This window comes from Nonomuraea sp. NPDC049684 (assembly GCF_044465345.1).
Taxonomy (GTDB): domain Bacteria; phylum Actinomycetota; class Actinomycetes; order Streptosporangiales; family Streptosporangiaceae; genus Nonomuraea.
The window spans coordinates 224324-242196 of record NZ_JBITLO010000002.1; the positions used below are offsets into that span (position 1 = coordinate 224324).

At 70.0% G+C, this 17873-nt stretch carries 14 protein-coding genes; 10 read left to right on the forward strand and 4 right to left on the reverse strand.

Going from position 1 to position 17873, the window contains the following annotated elements; translation table 11 throughout:
- Positions 1-247 precede the first annotated feature (247 nt).
- On the forward strand, positions 248-1942 hold the full coding sequence (gene treS / locus ACIBST_RS06820; RefSeq protein ID WP_352349950.1) for a maltose alpha-D-glucosyltransferase: 1695 nt from the start codon (positions 248-250) through the stop codon (positions 1940-1942).
- Between the two features lie 18 nt (positions 1943-1960).
- Here treS and ACIBST_RS06825 read toward each other — a convergent pair whose 3' ends face one another.
- Genes ACIBST_RS06825 through ACIBST_RS06835 form a run of 3 tightly spaced genes read right to left on the reverse strand, consistent with a single transcriptional unit; the run spans position 1961 to position 5459 of the window.
- Positions 1961-4231: an FtsX-like permease family protein gene (locus ACIBST_RS06825; protein WP_397169714.1), complete on the reverse strand. Its 2271-nt coding sequence runs from the start codon at positions 4229-4231 to the stop codon at positions 1961-1963.
- Positions 4228-4956, reverse strand: coding sequence for an ABC transporter ATP-binding protein (locus tag ACIBST_RS06830; protein WP_352349946.1), 729 nt, complete (start codon positions 4954-4956; stop codon positions 4228-4230). The genes ACIBST_RS06825 and ACIBST_RS06830 overlap by 4 nt, the downstream gene beginning before the upstream one ends.
- Positions 4953-5459 carry a PadR family transcriptional regulator gene (locus ACIBST_RS06835; RefSeq protein WP_397169716.1) on the reverse strand — a complete coding sequence of 169 codons (507 nt, stop codon included), beginning with the start codon at positions 5457-5459 and terminating at the stop codon, positions 4953-4955. The genes ACIBST_RS06830 and ACIBST_RS06835 overlap by 4 nt, the downstream gene beginning before the upstream one ends.
- A gap of 130 nt (positions 5460-5589) precedes the next feature.
- On the opposite strand from ACIBST_RS06835, the gene ACIBST_RS06840 reads away from it, so the two are divergent.
- The 9 genes from ACIBST_RS06840 to ACIBST_RS06880 all read left to right on the forward strand — a co-directional run bounded on the left by ACIBST_RS06840 (position 5590) and on the right by ACIBST_RS06880 (position 16597).
- Positions 5590-6837, forward strand: a complete 1248-nt coding sequence (locus ACIBST_RS06840) for an ABC transporter substrate-binding protein (RefSeq protein ID WP_397169718.1) — start codon at positions 5590-5592, stop codon at positions 6835-6837.
- A gap of 8 nt (positions 6838-6845) precedes the next feature.
- On the forward strand, positions 6846-8174 hold the full coding sequence (locus ACIBST_RS06845; RefSeq protein ID WP_397169719.1) for an ABC transporter substrate-binding protein: 1329 nt from the start codon (positions 6846-6848) through the stop codon (positions 8172-8174).
- Positions 8175-8186: 12 nt separating this feature from the next.
- Complete coding sequence (locus tag ACIBST_RS06850; protein ID WP_397169721.1) at positions 8187-9560, forward strand: ABC transporter permease subunit; 1374 nt, start codon at positions 8187-8189, stop codon at positions 9558-9560.
- Complete coding sequence (locus ACIBST_RS06855) at positions 9557-10456, forward strand: carbohydrate ABC transporter permease (protein ID WP_397169723.1); 900 nt, start codon at positions 9557-9559, stop codon at positions 10454-10456. The genes ACIBST_RS06850 and ACIBST_RS06855 overlap by 4 nt, the downstream gene beginning before the upstream one ends.
- An 82-nt stretch (positions 10457-10538) precedes the next feature.
- On the forward strand, positions 10539-11912 hold the full coding sequence (locus tag ACIBST_RS06860) for a M1 family metallopeptidase (protein WP_397169725.1): 1374 nt from the start codon (positions 10539-10541) through the stop codon (positions 11910-11912).
- Between the two features lie 69 nt (positions 11913-11981).
- A complete protein-coding gene (locus tag ACIBST_RS06865) occupies positions 11982-12659 on the forward strand; it encodes a uracil-DNA glycosylase (protein ID WP_352320349.1) in 678 nt (225 codons plus the stop codon).
- A 10-nt stretch (positions 12660-12669) separates the two neighbouring features.
- Positions 12670-12999: a hypothetical protein gene (locus tag ACIBST_RS06870; protein WP_397169727.1), complete on the forward strand. Its 330-nt coding sequence runs from the start codon at positions 12670-12672 to the stop codon at positions 12997-12999.
- Between the two features lie 334 nt (positions 13000-13333).
- Complete coding sequence (locus ACIBST_RS06875; RefSeq protein WP_397169729.1) at positions 13334-13624, forward strand: MTH1187 family thiamine-binding protein; 291 nt, start codon at positions 13334-13336, stop codon at positions 13622-13624.
- 1371 nt (positions 13625-14995) lie between these two features.
- Positions 14996-16597, forward strand: a complete 1602-nt coding sequence (locus tag ACIBST_RS06880) for an FAD-dependent monooxygenase (RefSeq protein WP_397169730.1) — start codon at positions 14996-14998, stop codon at positions 16595-16597.
- A gap of 173 nt (positions 16598-16770) precedes the next feature.
- On the opposite strand, the gene ACIBST_RS06885 is transcribed toward ACIBST_RS06880, so the two are convergent.
- Positions 16771-17736, reverse strand: coding sequence for a hypothetical protein (locus ACIBST_RS06885; RefSeq protein ID WP_397169732.1), 966 nt, complete (start codon positions 17734-17736; stop codon positions 16771-16773).
- Between the last annotated feature and the right edge of the window lie 137 nt (positions 17737-17873).

The following is a 17873-nucleotide window of genomic DNA, read 5'->3' on the forward strand; positions in this document are numbered from 1 at the left end:
GGCGATTACATACGGATCTCGCGGGTATTACACGTCGCACAGCAGAAGCGGGTTCCGGAAAGCCACCGGGCTGGTAGTGTTCGGCCCGTAAGCGCCGCAACAAACGGGCACCAGATCACAAATCCGGTCTCGTTCGAGGGCATGGAGTTCGCAGGGATGACGACTCCACGCGGCGCGGTCACCAGCTATGAACGCCGGGGTAACCGGTGACTTCGTCCTGCCCACATCTCTTCCTGTGAGCGACATCATGATCAACGCATCCCCATCACCTGAGTCGATCTCTGAGGCTTTCGTCTCGGAAGATCCGCGATGGTACAAGCGGGCGGTGTTCTACGAGGTTCTCGTCCGGGGGTTCAAGGACTCCAACGGTGACGGCACGGGCGACCTGCGCGGTCTCATCGAGAAGCTCGGGTACCTGGAATGGCTCGGCGTCGACTGCCTCTGGCTGCTGCCGCTGTACGAGTCTCCGCTGCGCGATGGCGGTTATGACATTTCGGACTATATGAAGATCCTTCCGGATTTTGGTGACCTGGGGGACTTCGTCCAGTTGATCGAGGCCGCGCACGAGCGGGGCCTGCGGATCATCACCGACCTGGTCATGAACCACACCAGCGACAGGCACCCGTGGTTCCAGGCCTCCAGGCACGATCCGGAGGGGCCCTACGGGGACTTCTACGTCTGGTCCGACGAGCCCACCGGCTACCCGGACGCGCCGATCATCTTCATCGGCGCCGAGGAGTCCAACTGGACGTACGACCCCGTGCGCAAGCAGTACTACTGGCACCGTTTCTTCCACCACCAGCCGGACCTGAACTATGACAACCCGGCGGTGCAGGAGGCCATGCTGGAGGTGCTGCGGTTCTGGCTCGACCTGGGGATCGACGGCTTCCGCCTCGACGCGGTGCCGTACCTGTTCGAGCGTGAGGGCACGGCGTGCTCCGGGCTGCCCGAGACGCACGCGTACCTGAAGAAGATCCGCTCCGAGGTCGACCGGCTCTACCCCGACCGGGTGCTGCTGGCCGAGGCCAACGGCTGGCCCGAGGACGTCGTGGAGTACTTCGGCGACCCCACCACCGGCGGCGACGAGTGCCACATGGCCTTCCACTTCCCGCTGATGCCGCGCATCTACATGGCGGTGAAGAAGGAGACCCGCGAGCCGATCTCCGAGATCATGTCCCGCACCCCCAAGCTGCCCGACACGGCACAGTGGGGCATCTTCCTGCGCAACCACGACGAGCTCACGCTCGAGACGGTGACCGAGGAAGAGCGCGACTACATGCACAAGGAGTACGCCAAGGACCCGCGCATGCGGGCCTACCTCGGCATCCGGCGTCGGCTGGCGCCCCTGCTGGACAACAACCGGGACCTGATCGAGCTGTTCACGGCGCTGCTGTTGTCGCTGCCGGGCTCGCCGGTCATGTACTACGGCGACGAGATCGGCATGGGCGACAACATCTGGCTGGAGGACCGCGACTCGGTCCGCACGCCGATGCAGTGGAGCCCCGACCGCAACGCCGGGTTCTCCTCGGCCGACCCGGGCCGCCTCTACCTGCCGGCCGTCATGGACCCGATCTACGGCTTCCAGGCGGTCAACGTCGAGGCCCAGCAGCGCCACGCGGGCTCCCTGCTGCACTTCACCCGCAGCATGCTGGAGATCCGCAAGAACCACCCGGTGTTCGGCCTCGGCGCCTACACCGAAATGTGGTCCTCCAACCCGTGCGTGCTCACGTACGTGCGCGAGGACCGCGACGACGTGATGCTCTGCGTCAACAACCTGTCGAAGTTCCCGCAGCCGGTCGAGCTGGACCTGCGCAGGTTCGAGGGCATGGTGCCGGTCGAGGCCCGCGGCGGGGTGCGCTTCCCGAAGATCGGTGAGCTGCCCTACCTGCTGACCCTGCCGGGCCACGGCTTCTACTGGTTCGCGCTGAAGGCCGGGGACTGAGCACAGCCCCCGGGCAGATCAGCGTGACGTGACGGGCACCTGGGCACGGGCCGCGCGGCGGGCGGGAATGAGCGCCACCGCGAGGGCCGTGCCCACTGCCGTCAGCACGGCCACCGCCAGCGTCACCGGCGAGGGCGCGCGGCCGATGCCCGCGCCCACGCCGCTCGTGTGACCCTGCAGGTCGATCAGCCCTACCACCACGGACGCCCCCACCGCCGTGCCGGCGCCGACGCCGAGCACGACCAGCAGGCCGGTGCCGGTCACCAGCGTGGCCATGACCTGACGTGGCGTCAGCCCCATGGCCTTGAGCACGGCCAGGTCGAAGGCGTGGTCGCGCAGGCCGATCGCGCTCGCGGTGAGCAGGTTGGCCAGGCCGATCAGGGCCAGCACGGCGATCAGCGCCACGATCACCACTCTGATGATCGACAGCCGGTCGGCCGGGTTGACCGCGGCCTGCACGTCGAGGCCCTCCCCCGACTCGGCCAGCAGCCTGGCGCGCACCTCCGCCTTGTCGGCGCCCGGCCGCAGCGCCAGCGCGTAGTACTGGGGCGGCACGGAGTCCTTGGCGGCCAGGCTGTCCAGGCCCACCGAGAGCACCTCGCCGTCCAGGTCGGGCTCGACGGTACGGCCCACGATCCGGACGATCAGCGGCGAGCCGCCCACGGTCAGGCGCACCCGGTCGCCGATCCTGACCCCCAGCAGGTCGAGCAGCCCCTGCCCGGCGACCGCCTCGCCGCGCTCGGCGTAGCCCCTGCCCTCCACGACGGGGAACGGGTAGGGGTCGGTCGAGCTGCCGACCGCCCGCACCCGGACCGACCTGGCCTCGCCGGGGGCCAGGGCGTTCACGTCGGTGCCGGGGTAGACCGAGCGCACGTCGCGGTCGCGTTCGGCGATGCGCTGGGCCTCGGCCGACTCCATCTGCTTGCCGGGACGGACGTACAGGCTGGCGTGCTGGCCGACCTGTTCGGGGTGGCTGAGGAAGTTGTCGAGGGTGGACCAGACGCCGAGACCGATCGTGATCATCATCATCGGCACGGCCAGGCCGAACGCCGTCAGGAACGCCGGCACGCGCCTGGTGAAGGCGTCGCGGGTGCCCAGGATCAGGGCGGGCGGCAGGCGTACGAGCAGGCCGAGCCGGGCCAGCCGGGACAGGTGGCCGCGCGGCGGCGAGGCCGGCACGGCGGGGATCGGCGGCGTGCGCGCCCCCCGCCAGGCGGGCACCCCCACCGCCCCCAGGACGACCAGCGCCGTGCCCGCCACGATGGCCAGCACCGGCACCGGCGCGGCCGAGTACGTGCCGAGCACCACCACCGTCGCCCCCCAGCCGGCCAGCGCGCCGATGCCGACGCCGAGCAGGCCGAGCGCGCCGTGCTCGACCAGGAGCAGCAGGGCGACCTGGCCGCCGGTGAAGCCCATCGACTTGAGCGTGGCCAGGTCGCGGAGCTGGCCGAGCACCCGGCCGCCGGCGGCGTTGGCCAGCGCGAGCGCCGCCGCGACCATGCCCACCACGCCGAACAGCGCGAGCAGCGTGCCGAGCAGCCGGTTGTCCAGCTCCATCGCGGCCCTGACCTCGCGCCAGGTGTAGACGCGCTGGAGCTTGTCCTCCAGCATCACCACGACGCGCTGGGCCACGACCTGGCTGGCGTCGGGGTCGGACAGGCGCAGCCCGGTGACCCATTCGCTGCGGCCCAGCATGGGCTCGACGCGGTCGAGCGTGGCGGGCAGCACCCAGGCCAGCCCAGGGGTCCATTCGGGGTAGAAGCCCTGGTCGGCGGAGTCGGCGATGCCGCGCACGTACAGCGTGTGGCGCTCGCCGCTCAGCGCGATGACGGTGAACGGCGAGCCGATCGCCAGGCCCAGCGACCTGGCGAAGGAGTGCTCGACGACCACGCCGTCGGGCTGCGAGCCGTCGAGCCACCTGCCCTCGGCCAGCACGGGGTGGGCCACCCGGGGCGGCGAGGCGGGCATCGCGCGCAGCGAGGCGGGCTCCTTCTTGCCCTCCTGCGCCACGGTGACGGGCGCCGAGCGGTAGGGGCCGGCGGTGCCGGTGACGCCGTCGATGCCGCCCAGGGCGACGTCGGGGTCGTCGTCGGTGTAGACCCAGACGTGGGCGCCGTCGGTCTGGGCCGACAGGCTGCGCCACGGGTTGGTGCCGTCCTCCAGGAGGGTCGCCGCGGTGATCAGGGCGGCCACGATCCCGGCCACGACCAGCACGGTGAGCACCGCCTGGCCCTTCCTGGCCCGCAGGTCGGCCTTGATCCACCGGCTTCCGGCCAGGGTGGTGCTCATCGGAGGTCGATCACCTCGCCGGCGGTGCGGGTGCGGCGGCGGGCGATGCGGCCGTCGTCGACGATCTCGCCGTCGAACAGCGACACCAGCCGGTCGGCCAGGCCCGCCACCCGGGCGTCGTGGGTGACCATGACGATCGTCTGCCCCTCTTTGTGCACGTCGCTGAGCAGGCGCAGCACATCGCGGGTGTTGCGGCTGTCGAGGTTGCCGGTGGGCTCGTCGGCCAGCAGCAGGCTGGGCTTGTTGGCCAGGGCCCTGGCCAGCGCGACGCGCTGCTGCTCGCCGCCGGAGAGCTGGGCGGGCGAGGCCCCGGCGCGGTCGGCCAGGTTGAGCGCGCCGAGCAGGCTCTCGCGCCGCTCGCGCGCCACCTTGGGCGAGGCCCCGGCCAGCAGCGCGGGCAGCTCGACGTTGTCGCCGACGGTCATGTTGGCGACCAGGTTGAAGAACTGGAAGACGAAGCCGACCTTCTTGCGCCGCAGCAGCGCCCAGGCGCTCTCGGAGAGGGTGTCGACCCGCTGCCCGTCGAGCCAGATCTCGCCGCTGGTGCGCGCGTCGAGGCCGCCGAGCATGTGCACGAGCGTGGACTTGCCCGAGCCGGACGGCCCCATCACCGCGACGAACTCGCCCGGCTCGACCTGGAGGTCCACCCCGCGCACGGCCGGCACCGGCACTGCGCCATCTTGGTAGATTTTGACCAGATTGACCGTTTTTAGGACCGAGCTCATGCCAGATCCTCCTGGCATCGCTCCAGCCAGTCAAGATCGGCCTGAAGGTGCAGCATGGCCCCTTCGATCAGCAGCAGGGCCACCCGGTCGGTGGGCGCCGTACGGGAGAGCAGGTCGTTGAGGTCGCCCATGAGCGACAGGTAGTGACGGCGCTGGCGGCTGATCAGCGCCATCCGGTCGGCGATGCCGGTGAGCGGCGCGAGCACGAGCTTCATGAAGAACTCGTCGCGCACCCGAGGCCCCTCGGTGGGCTCGTCGACCCAGATGGCGAGCAGGTCGCGGCCCTTGGCCGTCAGGTAGTAGACCTTCTTGTTCGGCCGGTTGGACTGTTCGACGTCGACGGCCTTGACGAGCCCGTCCTTCTCCAGCCGGCCGAGCGTCACGTATATCTGCCCGATGTTCGGGGAGGGGTAGGCGCTGCCGAACGTCTGTTCAAGGGCCTGTTTGAGCTCGTAGCCGTGGGCCGGTTCCTTGGCCAGGAGCGCCAGCAGGTGAAGCCGCACGCCTCACCTCCCCGCTTTGTGTTACGTGAGCGTTACGTAGGTATCCGTTGACCATCAGATTACAGGTGTGCATAACATGAATGCATCTACCTAACACGTATGTAACCCCGCAGATTGTGGAGGAAACAGAGTGCTGCGCCCGCTTTCGTTCGCTCTGGTCGTCGTGCTGGCGGCCGGATGCACGGTGGCGGGTGACGAGGGCAGCGGCGAGAAGGGGACGGGCGGCACAGGCCCGATCACCTTCGCCACCGGACGCGACACCACGGCGTACCTGCAACCCCTGCTGGACCGCTGGAACCAGGCCCACCCGGCCGAGAAGGTGACGCTGCTGGAGCTGCCCGAGGCCGCCGACGAGCAACGCGCCCAGATGGTGGCCAACCTCCAGGCCCAGAGCAACCGCTACGACGTGCTGGGGCTCGACGTGGTGTGGACCGCCGAGTTCGCGGAGAACGGCTGGATCATCCCCCTGGAGCGCGGGTTGTTCCCGCTCGACAGGTTCCTGCCGCCCGTCGTGGACACGGCCGTCTACAAGGGCAAGCTCTGGGCCGTCCCGTACACCAGCAACGCGGGACTGCTCTACTACCGGACCGATCTCATCAAGAAGCCGCCGCAGACCTGGGCGGAGCTTCGCGATAAAGCACGAGAAGTAACGAAAAAGCGGGACATCGGAGGCTATGCGGCCCAACTCCTGGCCTACGAAGGCTTGACCGTGAACTTCTCCGAGGCAGTGCAGTCGGCGGGCGGGCAGATTCTCAACCACGACGGCACGGAAGTGACCCTCGATCCGGCCAAGGGGAAGATCGCGCTCGACTTCCTGATGCAAGGGCTGCGGGAGCGCTGGATCACCGGCGACTCGCTGACCTTCAAGGAGGAGGAGACCCGGCTGGCCTTCCAGGACGGAAAGCTGGCCTTCGCCCGCAACTGGCCGCACGCCTACGGCCCGGCCAGGGCCAAACTGGGCGACCGCTTCGCGGTGACCCGGCTGCCCGGCCTCAACGGCCAGGGATCCAGCTCCCTCGGCGGGATCAACCTGGCCGTCAGCGCCTACTCCAAGCACCAGCAGACCGCACAGCAGTTCATCCGCTACTTCACCAGCCTGGAGAACGAACGCCGCGTCCTCACCGAGGGCTCCTTCCCGCCCGTGTGGACCGAGCTGTACGACGACCCGGCCCTGATCAAGCGGTTCCCGTACCTGCCCGTGCTCAAGGAGAGCATCCTCGCCGCCAAACCACGGCCGGTGAGCGCCAACTACAACCAGGTGAGCCTGGTGATCGCCAGCTCGGTCGCCAAGGCCCTGGCCGACCCCGAGAACGAGTCCGCCGACGACGTCGCGGCCTCCATGAAGTCAGAACTCGAAGAGATCATCAGAACCCAGTGAGGCAAGCCATGCGTAAAGCCAGTGCAGCAGTAGTCCTGGCAGGGCTCGCGGTAGCCGTCGCCGCCTGCGGCAACGCCCCGACGACGACGACCCCCACCGCCTCGGAGTCGGCGCCGGCCAGTTCCGCCGCCGGCGCCAAGACGCTCGAAGGCGTCAAGCTGGAGGTCGCGGCCAAGTGGACCGGCGCGGAGCAGAAGAACTTCGAGCAGGTGCTCAAGGCCTTCTCCGACAAGACCGGCGCCACCGTCACCTACGCCTCCACGGGTGAGGACACCGGCGCCTACCTCGGCCCGCGCATCCAGGGCAAGAACCCGCCGGACGTCGCGATCCTGCCGCAGCCGGGTCTGGTGCAGCAGTACGCCAAGCAGGACGCGCTCAAGCCGCTGTCCGCCGAGGTCACCCAGGAGATCGACACCAACTACACGCCGTACTGGAAGGAGCTCGGCTCCGCCGACGGCAAGGTGTACGGCGTGCTCATCAAGGCGGCGCACAAGTCGCTGGTCTGGTACCGCTCCGAGGCGTTCGAGGAGGCCGGCGTCCAGGTGCCGACGACCTGGGACGAGCTGATCAAGGCCGGCCAGACCATCGCCGACTCCGGCACCCCGCCCTTCTCCCTCTGCGGCGCCTCCGGCTGGACGCTGACCGACCTGTTCGAGAACGTCTACCTGTCCAGCGCCGGCCCGGAGAACTACGACAAGCTCTCCAAGCACGAGATCCCCTGGACCGACCCCAGCGTCGCCACCGCCCTGGAGAAGATCGCGCAGATCGCGGGCAAGAAGGAGTTCGTGCTCGACGGCGCCTCCGGCGCGCTGCAGACCGACTTCCCGACCTGCGTGACCAAGGTCTACGGCAACAAGAAGGCCGCCATGGTCATCGAGGCCGACTTCGTCGCCACCCAGGCCACCCAGGACGGCGCCAAGGTCGGCGAGGGCGCCAAGTACTTCCCGTTCCCGAAGGCCGGCGACACCGCCCCGGTCGTGCTCGGCGGCGACGTGGCCGTGGTCATGAAGGACTCCCCCGGCGCGATGGCCCTGGTGCAGTTCCTGGCCTCCAAGGAGGGCGGCGAGATCTGGGCCAAGCTCCCCGGCTACCTGTCGCCCAACAAGAACGTCTCCCCCGACAACTACCCCGACGAGCTGACCAAGCAGCTCGGCCAGACGATCGTCTCCGCCGGCGACGCCGTCCGCTACGACATGTCGGACCTGGCCCCGAGCGCCTTCGGCGGCACCGACGGCAAGGGCGAGTGGAAGGTCCTCCAGGACTTCCTGCGCAACCCGAGCGACGTCAAGGGCGCCCAGGCGGCGCTCGAGGCCGAGGCCAAGAAGGCCTGGAAGTAAAGAGGTAAGGCCGTGACCGAACGGTTGGACGGCCCGGCGGCCCCGCCCGCGAAGATCGCGGGCGGGCCTTCCGCAGGACCGGCTGAAACCCCCCGTAAGAGACGACGCCTCGGCCCATCGCCGGCGGTCGCCATCGCCTTCCTCCTGCCGGCAGCCCTGCTGCTCGGCGTCTGGGTGGTCTACCCCATCGTCTACTCCATCTTCCGCAGCCTGTTCGACGCCTCGGGCAGCGGGTTCGTGGGGCTGGGCAACTACGCCACGATCTTCAGCGACCAGGGCATGCTGGTCACCATCCGCAACAACCTCATCTGGGTGGTCGTGGCGCCGATCGTGGTCACCACGATCGGCCTGATCTTCGCGGTGCTGACCGAGCGCATCAAGTGGGCGACGGCGTTCAAGCTGATCGTGTTCATGCCCATGGCGGTCTCGCTCATGGCCGCGGGCGTCATCTTCCGCCTGGTGTACGAGGAGAGCCCCGACAAGGGCCTGGCCAACGCCGTGCTCACCACCGTGCACGACACGTTCTCCTCCTCCAAGGGCTACCCCGAGGCCCGGCCGCGCGGCGGCGACCAGTCTCCGGTGACCGAGCAGAACGGCGCGGTCGTCACCAAGGAGCCCGCCCAGGCGGGCAAGCCGGTGCTGATCCCGATCGTCGGCGTCAAGCCGCAGACCATGCCGTCCAACGCCCAGACCGCCCGCGCCCCCTCGGGCGACGGCCTGTCCGGGACCGTCTGGTTCGACTTCACCCAGGGCGGCGGCGGCCAGAGCGGCGCGGTCGACCCGACGGAGAAGGGCCTGCCCGGCATCACCGTCGAGGCGGTCCAGAACGGCAAGGTGGCCGGTACCGCCACGACCGCCGACGACGGCACGTTCCGCTTCGACGGCCTGCCCGCGGGCTCCTACGTCGTACGGCTGCCGGCGTCGAACTTCCAGGCCAGCTACGGCGGCCTGACCTGGCTCGGTCAGACGCTCATCACGCCGGCGATCATCGGCGCGTTCGTCTGGGTGTGGGCCGGGTTCGCGATGGTGCTGATCGCCGCCGGCCTCGCCGCCATCCCGCGGGACGCCCTGGAGGCCGCCCGCATCGACGGCGCGACCGAGTGGCAGGTGTTCCGGCGGATCACCGTGCCGCTGCTGTCGCCGGTGCTGCTCGTCGTCTTCGTGACGATGATCATCAATACGCTGAAGGTCTTCGACCTGGTCTACATCATCGCGCCGGCCTCGGTTCAGCCGCAGTCGAACGTGGTCGCGCTGGAGATGTGGCGCGTGTCGTTCGGCGGCGGGAACAACCAGGGGCTCGGCAGCGCACTCGCGGTGTTCCTGCTCATCCTGGTCCTCCCCTTCATGATCATGAACATCCGCCGGTTCAGAAGGGAAGACACATGACGACCGCGACCGTGAACGCCTCTCACGGACTGGAGTCGGGCGCGCCGCGCAGGGGCGTGGCGAGCAGGATCGTGGACCGCCTCGGCGGCGGGGCCGTCCAGGTGATCATGATCGTGCTCGGCCTGTTCTGGCTGGTGCCGACGCTCGGCCTGCTGGTCGTCTCCCTGCGCACGGTGAAGGTGAACAACGCCGAGGGCTGGTGGACGATCTTCACCAAGCCCGCCGAGCTGACCCTGGCCAACTACAAGAACCTGCTGGCCAGCGGCTTCACCTCGTCGTTCTGGAACACGGTGGCCATCACCGTGCCGACCACGATCCTGGTGATCGGCATCGCGGCCATGGCGGCGTACGCGTTCGCGTGGATGGACTTCCGCGGCCGGGACACGGCGTTCCTGGTCGTGGTGGGCCTGCTGATCGTGCCGATCCAGATCGCGCTGATCCCCGTCGCCGCCTTCTACGGCGGGATCGGGATCTTCGGCTCGATCCCCGGCGTGGTGCTGTTCCACACAGCGTTCGGCCTGCCGTTCGCCATCTTCCTGCTGCGCAACTTCTTCGTCGGCATCCCGGCCTCGCTCCTTGAGGCGGCCAGGATGGACGGCGCACCCGAGTGGAAGATCTTCGCCCAGGTGGTGTTCCCGCTGGGCAAGCCGGCCATCGCCTCGCTGGGGATCTTCCAGTTCCTGTGGGTGTGGAACGACATGCTCATCGCGCTCGTGTTCGCCAACACCGACAACCAGCCGATGACCAAGGCCCTGCAGTCCCAGATGCGGCAGTTCGGATCGAACGTCGACATCCTCTCCTCCGGGGCGTTCCTGTCACTGATCATCCCGCTGGTGCTGTTCTTCGCCTTCCAGCGGTACTTCGTCCAGGGCATGATGGCCGGTTCCGTCAAGTAGGCCATTCCCGGCGGGCGCCCGCCTCCCGAGGGGGGCAGGCGGGCGCCCGTAACACGTCCTTCCGGACCTCCGATGATTGTTCATGAAGCGTCTTCTCGCCCTCGCCGCAGCAGCCTTCATCTCCCTCCCCCTCACCCCCGCCGCCGCGCTCGGCGGCACCCCGGGCGCGCCCGGGGCGGGCGACCCGTACTTCCCCGGTCAGGGGAACGGCGGCTACGACGCCGGCCACTACGACCTCGCCCTCGACTACGAGCCCTCCTCCAACGTCCTGACCGGCGTCGCCACCGTCACGGCCCGCGCCACCCAGGCGCTGAGCCGCTTCGACCTCGACCTGTCCGGCTCGCTGTCCGTACGCTCGGTCACCGTGGACGGCCGGCCCGCCGCCTTCACCCGCAGCGGCGACGAACTGGTCGTCACCCCCGCCGCCGCGCTTGCCTCCGGCCAGGGCTTCTCCGTCGTCGTCCGGTACGACGGCAGGCCCACCCACGTCCTCGACCCCGACGGCTCCAGGGACGGCTGGATCAGGACCAGCGACGGCGTCTTCAACGCCAACGAGCCACAGGGCGCGATGACCTGGTACCCCGGCAACCATCACCTGTCGGACAAGGCGACCTACCGGTTCTCGGTCACCGTGCCCAGCACCAGGGTCGCGGTGGCCAACGGCGACCTGGTGGCCAGGACGTCGTCCGGCGGCCGGACCACCTACGTGTGGGACGCCCGCGAGCCCATGGCCGGCTACCTGACCACGGTGTCGATCGGCAAGTTCCAGCTCACCGACACCAGATCCGGCGGCTACCGGGTGATCACCGCCGTGGACCCCAAGCTCGCCGCCAAGGCGACGGACTTCGCCGCCCGCCACGCCCCCGTCCTGGACTACTTCAGCTCGCTCTTCGGCCCGTACCCCTTCTCCTCCACCGGCGGGATCGTGGACCACGAGCCGAACGTCGGCTACGCCCTGGAGACCCAGACCCGGCCCATCTACCCCGTGGTGCCCGGCGAGTCGCTGCTCGCGCACGAGCTGGCCCACCAGTGGTTCGGCGACTCGGTGACGCCCACCTTATGGCGGGACATCTGGCTGAACGAGGGCTTCGCGACGTACGCGGAATGGCTCTGGCTGGAGAAGATCGGCAGCCGTACCGTGCAGACGTCCTTCGACGGCGTCTACGCCAGGCCCGCCGACGACGAGTTCTGGCAGACGCCCACCGCCGACCCCGGCGGCCCCGCCGCGCTCTTCCACGACCCCGTCTACGACCGCGGCGCGGCGACCTTGCACGTCCTGCGCCGGACCGTCGGCGACAACGCGTTCTTCACGATCCTGCGCACCTGGGCGAACGACCACAAGTACGGCAACGCCGACACCGCCGCCTTCGTCGCCCTGGCCGAACGGGTGTCCGGCAGGCAGCTCGACGCCCTCTTCGACGCCTGGCTCTTCCAGCCCGGCAAGCCGTCGTTGTGATCATTCCGGTACGGCTTGCGCGTCCGTTTGGGCGGCAAGCCGTACCAGACCTAGATAAGCTTCACGGCCATGGCCGGTCGTCCTTTGCATGAAGTCGTCGAAGCCGGATGGGCTCAGGCTCTTGAGCCCGTATCCGAGCAGATCTCCTTGATGGGTGAGTTCCTGCGCAACGAGATCGCCGAGGGCAGGCAGTACCTGCCCGCGGGCCCCAACGTCCTGCGCGCGTTCAACCAGCCCTTCGACGACGTCAGGGTGCTGATCGTGGGTCAGGACCCCTACCCCACGCCCGGCCACCCCGTCGGACTGTCGTTCTCGGTGGCGCCCGAGGTGCGGCCGATCCCCGGGAGCCTGCTCAACATCTACAAGGAGATGGAGTCCGACCTCGGCCTCCCCCGTCCCGCCAACGGCGACCTGACCCCGTGGGCCGAGCAGGGCGTGCTGCTGCTCAACAGGGTCCTGACCGTCATGCCGGGCAAGCCCGCCTCCCACCGGGGCAAGGGCTGGGAGCAGGTCACCGAGCAGGCGATCCGCGCCCTCGTGGCCCGCGACAAGCCGATGGTGGCCATCCTGTGGGGCCGCGACGCCCGCAACCTCGCGCCCATGCTCGGCAGCGTGCCGCGCATCGAGTCGGCGCACCCGTCCCCGCTGTCGGCGCGCAGCGGCTTCTTCGGCTCGCGGCCGTTCAGCCGCGCCAATGAGCTGCTCACCCAGCAAGGCGCCGCACCTGTCGAGTGGAAGCTGCCCTAGCATCGTCGCCATGAGTGATGAACCGAAATACCTGCGCCTTACGGTCGAGCTGACCGTTGAGGTGCTCGACGTGAACGCGCTGCAGGCGGCGGCGCTGGCCGAGATCCGGCATCCCGACGCCGACCTCAGCGACGAGGAGCGCTCCGAGCAGGCCGACCTCGTCAACTCCGACGAGACCGGCGCCTCGGCGCTGCAGTGGCTGATCGAGCCGGACCACGTGCTGCAGCTCGTGGACCACATCACCGAGATCGAGCCGCGCGAGGCCGTCCTCGGGGTGGAGCCGTCCGAGGGGCCGAGCGAGGACGACGACGAGGACCACCACGACCACGACCACACGTGACCTCTTCACGTGACATGACGTGAGGTGACGTGAGGTGACGTGAGGTGACGTGAGGTACGTCGACCGGCCGCGACGCCTCGCCCGGGGTTGCCACTCCGGCGCACGGCGACCGGCCACGACGCCCCTCCCGCGCCGCGACTCCGACGTACGGCGATCAGCCACGGCGCCCCCTCCGCGCCGCGGCTCCGTCGTACGACGCCGGCCACGGTGCCCATCACGTCGTGACCTCTGACGTACGGCGATCAGCCACGACGCCCCACCCGCGTCGTGGCTCTTCGCCCCGGCTACGATCGTCTCGTCCGGGCTCTTTCCGTTCTCCGAGGGATCTGTCGCCATGATCGTGGCCTTCTCCATCACCCCGCTGGGCGTCGGCGAAGGGGTCGCCGAACCGGTAGCCCGCGCCGTCAAGGTCGTCCGCGAGAGCGGCCTCCCGAACCGCACGGACGCGATGTTCACCACGATCGAAGGCGAATGGGACGAGGTCATGGACGTCGTCCGGCGCGCGGTAGACGCCGTCTCCGAGGTCGCCCCGAGAGTAAGCCTGGTCCTCAAGGCCGACCTCCGCCCAGGCGTGACGGACGGCATGACCTCCAAACTCCAAAGCCTCGAACGCCACCTCCCCTGACCCACCTCCCCCACAAGCAGAACACCCGCAACTGCAAGCAGCACCCCTCACCCCCACCAGGGCGCCTCTACCTCCCACCGGCCCCCCAGAAGCCGCCCCAGCCAGCACCTCGACCCCGACCCCGACCGCCCACCAACCGCCCCCATCCCCGTCCCGCGGAGCCGTCCCAGAGCAACACGCGCCGAGGAGCCGCGCAACAGGCACGTAGCCCGCCCCCATCCCGTGGCGGGCGCATGGCGGGAAGCCCCGGGAAGCGCGGGCGCACAGCCCCACAGTGAGCCCAGGGCTCAGAGCCCCCTCAACGGGCGCGTAGCGCGAAGGTCCCCAGCAGGCACAGGCTCAGAGTCTCCGTAACAGGCGCGTAGCGCGAAGCCCCTCAGCGGGCATGCGGCGCGCCCCCAAGGCACAGGGGGGAGGAAACCCCGTGGCAAGCACGTGGCGAGGAGCCCCCGCAGCGGGCAAGGGCTCGGAACCGTCCTCGTAGCAACACATGGCCAGAAGCCGCACAGCAGGCACGTGACGCACACCTGTCCCGTAGCGGGCGCGTGGTGCTGAGCACCGCAGCTTGCATGCGGCACGCGGCCCCCACGGTGGCACAGGGGCAGAGATCCCTTAGCGGGCACGTGGGGAGGAGCGCCGGCGACGGACACATGGCGCGAAGCCGCCACAGAGCCACACGTAGTCAGGAGCCGCGCAACAGGCACATGGTGCACCCGTTCCGTAACGGGCATGCGGTGAGGAGCCCCGGCGGCGGACACATGGCGCGAAGCCGCCACAGAGCAGCACGTACCGAGGAGCCGCGCGGCAAGCGGGTGACGCACACCCGTCCCATAACGGGCACAGGGTGGAGAGCCCCGCATCGGCTACGCGGCGCACAGCCCCACGGCGGGCACAGGGCTCACAACCTCCGTAACGGGCGCGTAGCGCAGACTCCGTAGCGGGCACGCAGCCCCATGGCGGGCATAGGACAGGAGCCCCCCATGACGGGCATGCGGTGAGGAGCCCTGTGGCGGGTACACGGCGCGACCCCTGTGAGGGATGCGTAGTGCGGAGCGTCGTAGCGGACACATGGCGTGGTGACCCGTCGCCGGTGCGTGGCGCCGGAGCTTGGGCCGACGTGCCATGGGTCGACGTGCCATGGGCCGACGTGCCACGGGTCGGCCTTCCGGGGGTGTCGGCGCTGCGTGGCTCGCGGGCGGGGCGGGCAGCGTCCGCTCGGCCTCGGGGCAGAAGGCGGTGCGCTTCCCCAGGGACGCTTAGAGGTCCGATGAATGTTGGAAACGCGATATGTCTTGACCGGCTTTGTAGACGCGACATATCGTGTCGCTTGATCGAGGAACGCGATACTACTCGTGCCCGGAGGTGGAGGCAATGAGACAAGAGCGAGTGCCCGTGCTGGTGGTCGGCGGCGGGTACGCGGGCCTCAGCGCTGCCGCGCTGCTGGCGTGGCGCGAGGTGCCCGTCATTCTGGTCGAGCGGCACCCGAGCACGTCCATCCAGCCCAAGGCGTTCGGCATGGGGCCGCGAGCCGTCGAACTGCTGCGGCCGCTCCCCGGGATCGAGCAGACGTTCGCCGACATCTGGATCGGCATCGGCGACTCCATGCGCATCGCGATCGCCAAGACGCTGGCCGACCCCGACCCGCAGATGATCTTCGAGGAGACGGGCGAATCCGACGTCCTGGCCGATCTCACCCCTGTGCCCCGCGTGGGCGCTCCCCAGTCGGAGGTCGAGCGGGTGCTGCGCGCCTACGCCGACGAGCTCGGCGCCGACCTGCGCTTCTCCACCGAGCTGATCTCCCTCGACCAGGACGACGACGGCGTCACCGCCGTGATCCGCGCCGCCGACGGCGAGGAGAGCGTCGTACGGGCCGACTACGTGGTGGCGGCCGACGGCCACCGGAGTCCGCTGCGCGAGCTGCTGGCCGTGCCCACCTCCGGCAGGGGCGACCTCGTGCAGATGCGCTCGATCATGTTCGACGCCGACCTGACCGGCCTGGTGAACGAGCGCGAGGTCATCGTCTGGTACCTGCACAACGACGCGTTCACCGGCGTCATCGTGACCGGCACGGGCGTCGGCGCGCACGTGCTCGGCATCAACCAGACCCCCTCCCCGGACGGCGGCGCGGACGCCCTCACCGAGGAACGCTGCGTCGAGCTCATCCGCGCCGGAACCGGCATCCCGGACCTGGACGTGCAGGTGCTCGACACGGCGACGTTCAGTCTGGCGCACGTCGTGGCCGACACCTTCCGCGCCGGACGCGTCTTCTTCGCCGGCGACGCCGCCCACACCATGCCGCCCACCGGCGGCCAGGGCGGCAGCACCGCCCTCCAGGACGGCTGCGACATCGCCTGGCGCCTCTGGCTGGTGCTCAGCGGGCAGGCCGGACCCGGCTTCCTGGACACCTACGACGCCGAACGCCGCCCGATCGGCGCCCTGACCGCCGACGCCCAGCTCGCCAACCTCAGCGTGCGCATGCCCGTGGACGAGCGCTCCGACTACCCCGAGCCCCTGGAGGACTTCCTGCAGGCGATGCTCGGCTACCGGTACCACTCCGCCGCCGTTCTGGAGGAGCCCGGGGACGACGGCTCGCTCCTGGAGGACCCGCGTGTCCCGAGCGGTCGGCCCGGCAGCCGCGCCCCGCACGTCGTGCTCGACTGGGAGGGGCAGCGCATCTCGACCATCGACCTGTTCGGCTCGGGCTTCGTCCTGCTGGCCGACAAGTGCGGCGGCCAGGTCTGGATGGACGCCGGCCGCGTGGTCAAGGAGCGCCTGGGCGTGCAGCTCACCCGCATCCTGGTGGACGACGAGCTGGTGGACGTGGAGGGCCGCTGGCGGGAGCGGTACGGGGTGCGGGAAGGCGGCGCCGTCCTGGTGCGGCCCGACGGGTACGTGGCCTGGCGCGCCCCTCGCCCCACCTCCGACCCCATGTCCACGCTCGACCAGGCCCTCACCCGGATCCTGCATCGCTGATCACCTGCCTCTCGCCGGACCGGCGCCCGGACATACGTTCACCGAGGGCGTGAGACGGCGCTCATGAGCGCGACCTGCGCCCCGGCGACGTTCGCCGGGAGGCGTGAGACGCCCTCATGAGCTGGGTGGCACGCGGCTGTTCCACGGGCCTGGCCGTCTCGCGGGGGCGGGGGTCAGGCGGCGAGGGCCGGGCGTGCGGGGTGGTCGGCGGAGGTCAGGTCGAGGCTGCCGGCGGCGTGGAGCCAGTCGTTGACCGAGCCGGTGAAGCCGGAAGGCGGCCCCACCTTCAGACAGGTGAGCCGGCCGGAGCCGGGGGCGGGACCCACCTTCAGGCGGCGGATGGCGCCCGAGCTGTTCGGTTCGCCGAGGTCGCCGTCGCACGGGGTCAGCCGCACGCCGAACGGCGGGACGCCCCGCAGAGCGCCGGACGGCTGGATCCGCAGGAGGTCGTCGATCTCGTGGCAGCTGGCCAGGGGGTGCGCCCGCAGGTGGGCGAGCTGGTCGGCGACCAGGCGATGGGCCACCGATCGGAGGAGGGCCGTCGCGCAGCGGCTGTGGGCGCAGGCGGCGCCGTCGAGGGTGATCTCCGGCAGCGCGAAGCGGCTCAGGCCGCGCGAGGTGACGCGCAGGCAGTCGCAGGCGACCGTCTCGGACGGGTCCCACGGCGGGCAGGTGGCGTCGTCGCGCATCTGCATGTCCCAGGTGAGCCAGTCGTCGCCGAGGCGGAAGTCTTCCGGCTCGCCCGGCGACCTCGGGCAGGCGGGCACGGCCGAGGCGGTGGACGGGTCGATCAGCAGGCCGTCGCACTGGCGGGCGAGGGCGCGGGCGACGGCTCTGGCGGTCTGCGCGTTGCCGGGCAGGCGGCGTGGGGGCGCGGTGGTGGACACCAGCACGTGTTGACCGGCCCGGCGCAGCCGCCGTCGTTCGTCGCCCGTGAGGGTGAGGCCGGCCGGTCGCCAGGGGGCGGGGACATGGGTGACGGTCAGGGACGGCGGGGTGTCGAGCGCGTCACGGGCCGCCTTCCGGTACGGCCCGGGGACGCGCCAGGGCACGAACGTGTCGACGTCGAACGGCAGGTGCTCCACGGCTACGACGAACAGAGAGGTCAGCATGGCGGGGAGCGGCAGGACGATCTTCATGAGGTGCCTCGCCTTCGAAAACGTGGTGAGGCACCCAGGATCCGGAACCCGGCCGGCGGCGGTGCGGCCGAACCCGGTTCTGGGGACGAACCCGCCGCCCGGCCCCCACCCTGTGGACAACCAACGGGAAGGCGGAG

What these genes read in the sequence shown, in the direction of transcription:
- treS (WP_352349950.1), top strand. Translation starts at nt 248, where the DNA reads ATGATCAACGCATCCCCATCACCTGAGTCGATCTCTGAGGCTTTCGTC.
- ACIBST_RS06825 (WP_397169714.1), bottom strand. Translation starts at nt 4,231, where the DNA reads ATGAGCACCACCCTGGCCGGAAGCCGGTGGATCAAGGCCGACCTGCGG.
- ACIBST_RS06830 (WP_352349946.1), bottom strand. Translation starts at nt 4,956, where the DNA reads ATGAGCTCGGTCCTAAAAACGGTCAATCTGGTCAAAATCTACCAAGAT.
- ACIBST_RS06845 (WP_397169719.1), top strand. Translation starts at nt 6,846, where the DNA reads ATGCGTAAAGCCAGTGCAGCAGTAGTCCTGGCAGGGCTCGCGGTAGCC.
- ACIBST_RS06855 (WP_397169723.1), top strand. Translation starts at nt 9,557, where the DNA reads ATGACGACCGCGACCGTGAACGCCTCTCACGGACTGGAGTCGGGCGCG.
- ACIBST_RS06860 (WP_397169725.1), top strand. Translation starts at nt 10,539, where the DNA reads ATGAAGCGTCTTCTCGCCCTCGCCGCAGCAGCCTTCATCTCCCTCCCC.
- ACIBST_RS06865 (WP_352320349.1), top strand. Translation starts at nt 11,982, where the DNA reads ATGGCCGGTCGTCCTTTGCATGAAGTCGTCGAAGCCGGATGGGCTCAG.
- ACIBST_RS06870 (WP_397169727.1), top strand. Translation starts at nt 12,670, where the DNA reads ATGAGTGATGAACCGAAATACCTGCGCCTTACGGTCGAGCTGACCGTT.
- ACIBST_RS06875 (WP_397169729.1), top strand. Translation starts at nt 13,334, where the DNA reads ATGATCGTGGCCTTCTCCATCACCCCGCTGGGCGTCGGCGAAGGGGTC.
- ACIBST_RS06880 (WP_397169730.1), top strand. Translation starts at nt 14,996, where the DNA reads ATGAGACAAGAGCGAGTGCCCGTGCTGGTGGTCGGCGGCGGGTACGCG.
- ACIBST_RS06885 (WP_397169732.1), bottom strand. Translation starts at nt 17,736, where the DNA reads ATGAAGATCGTCCTGCCGCTCCCCGCCATGCTGACCTCTCTGTTCGTC.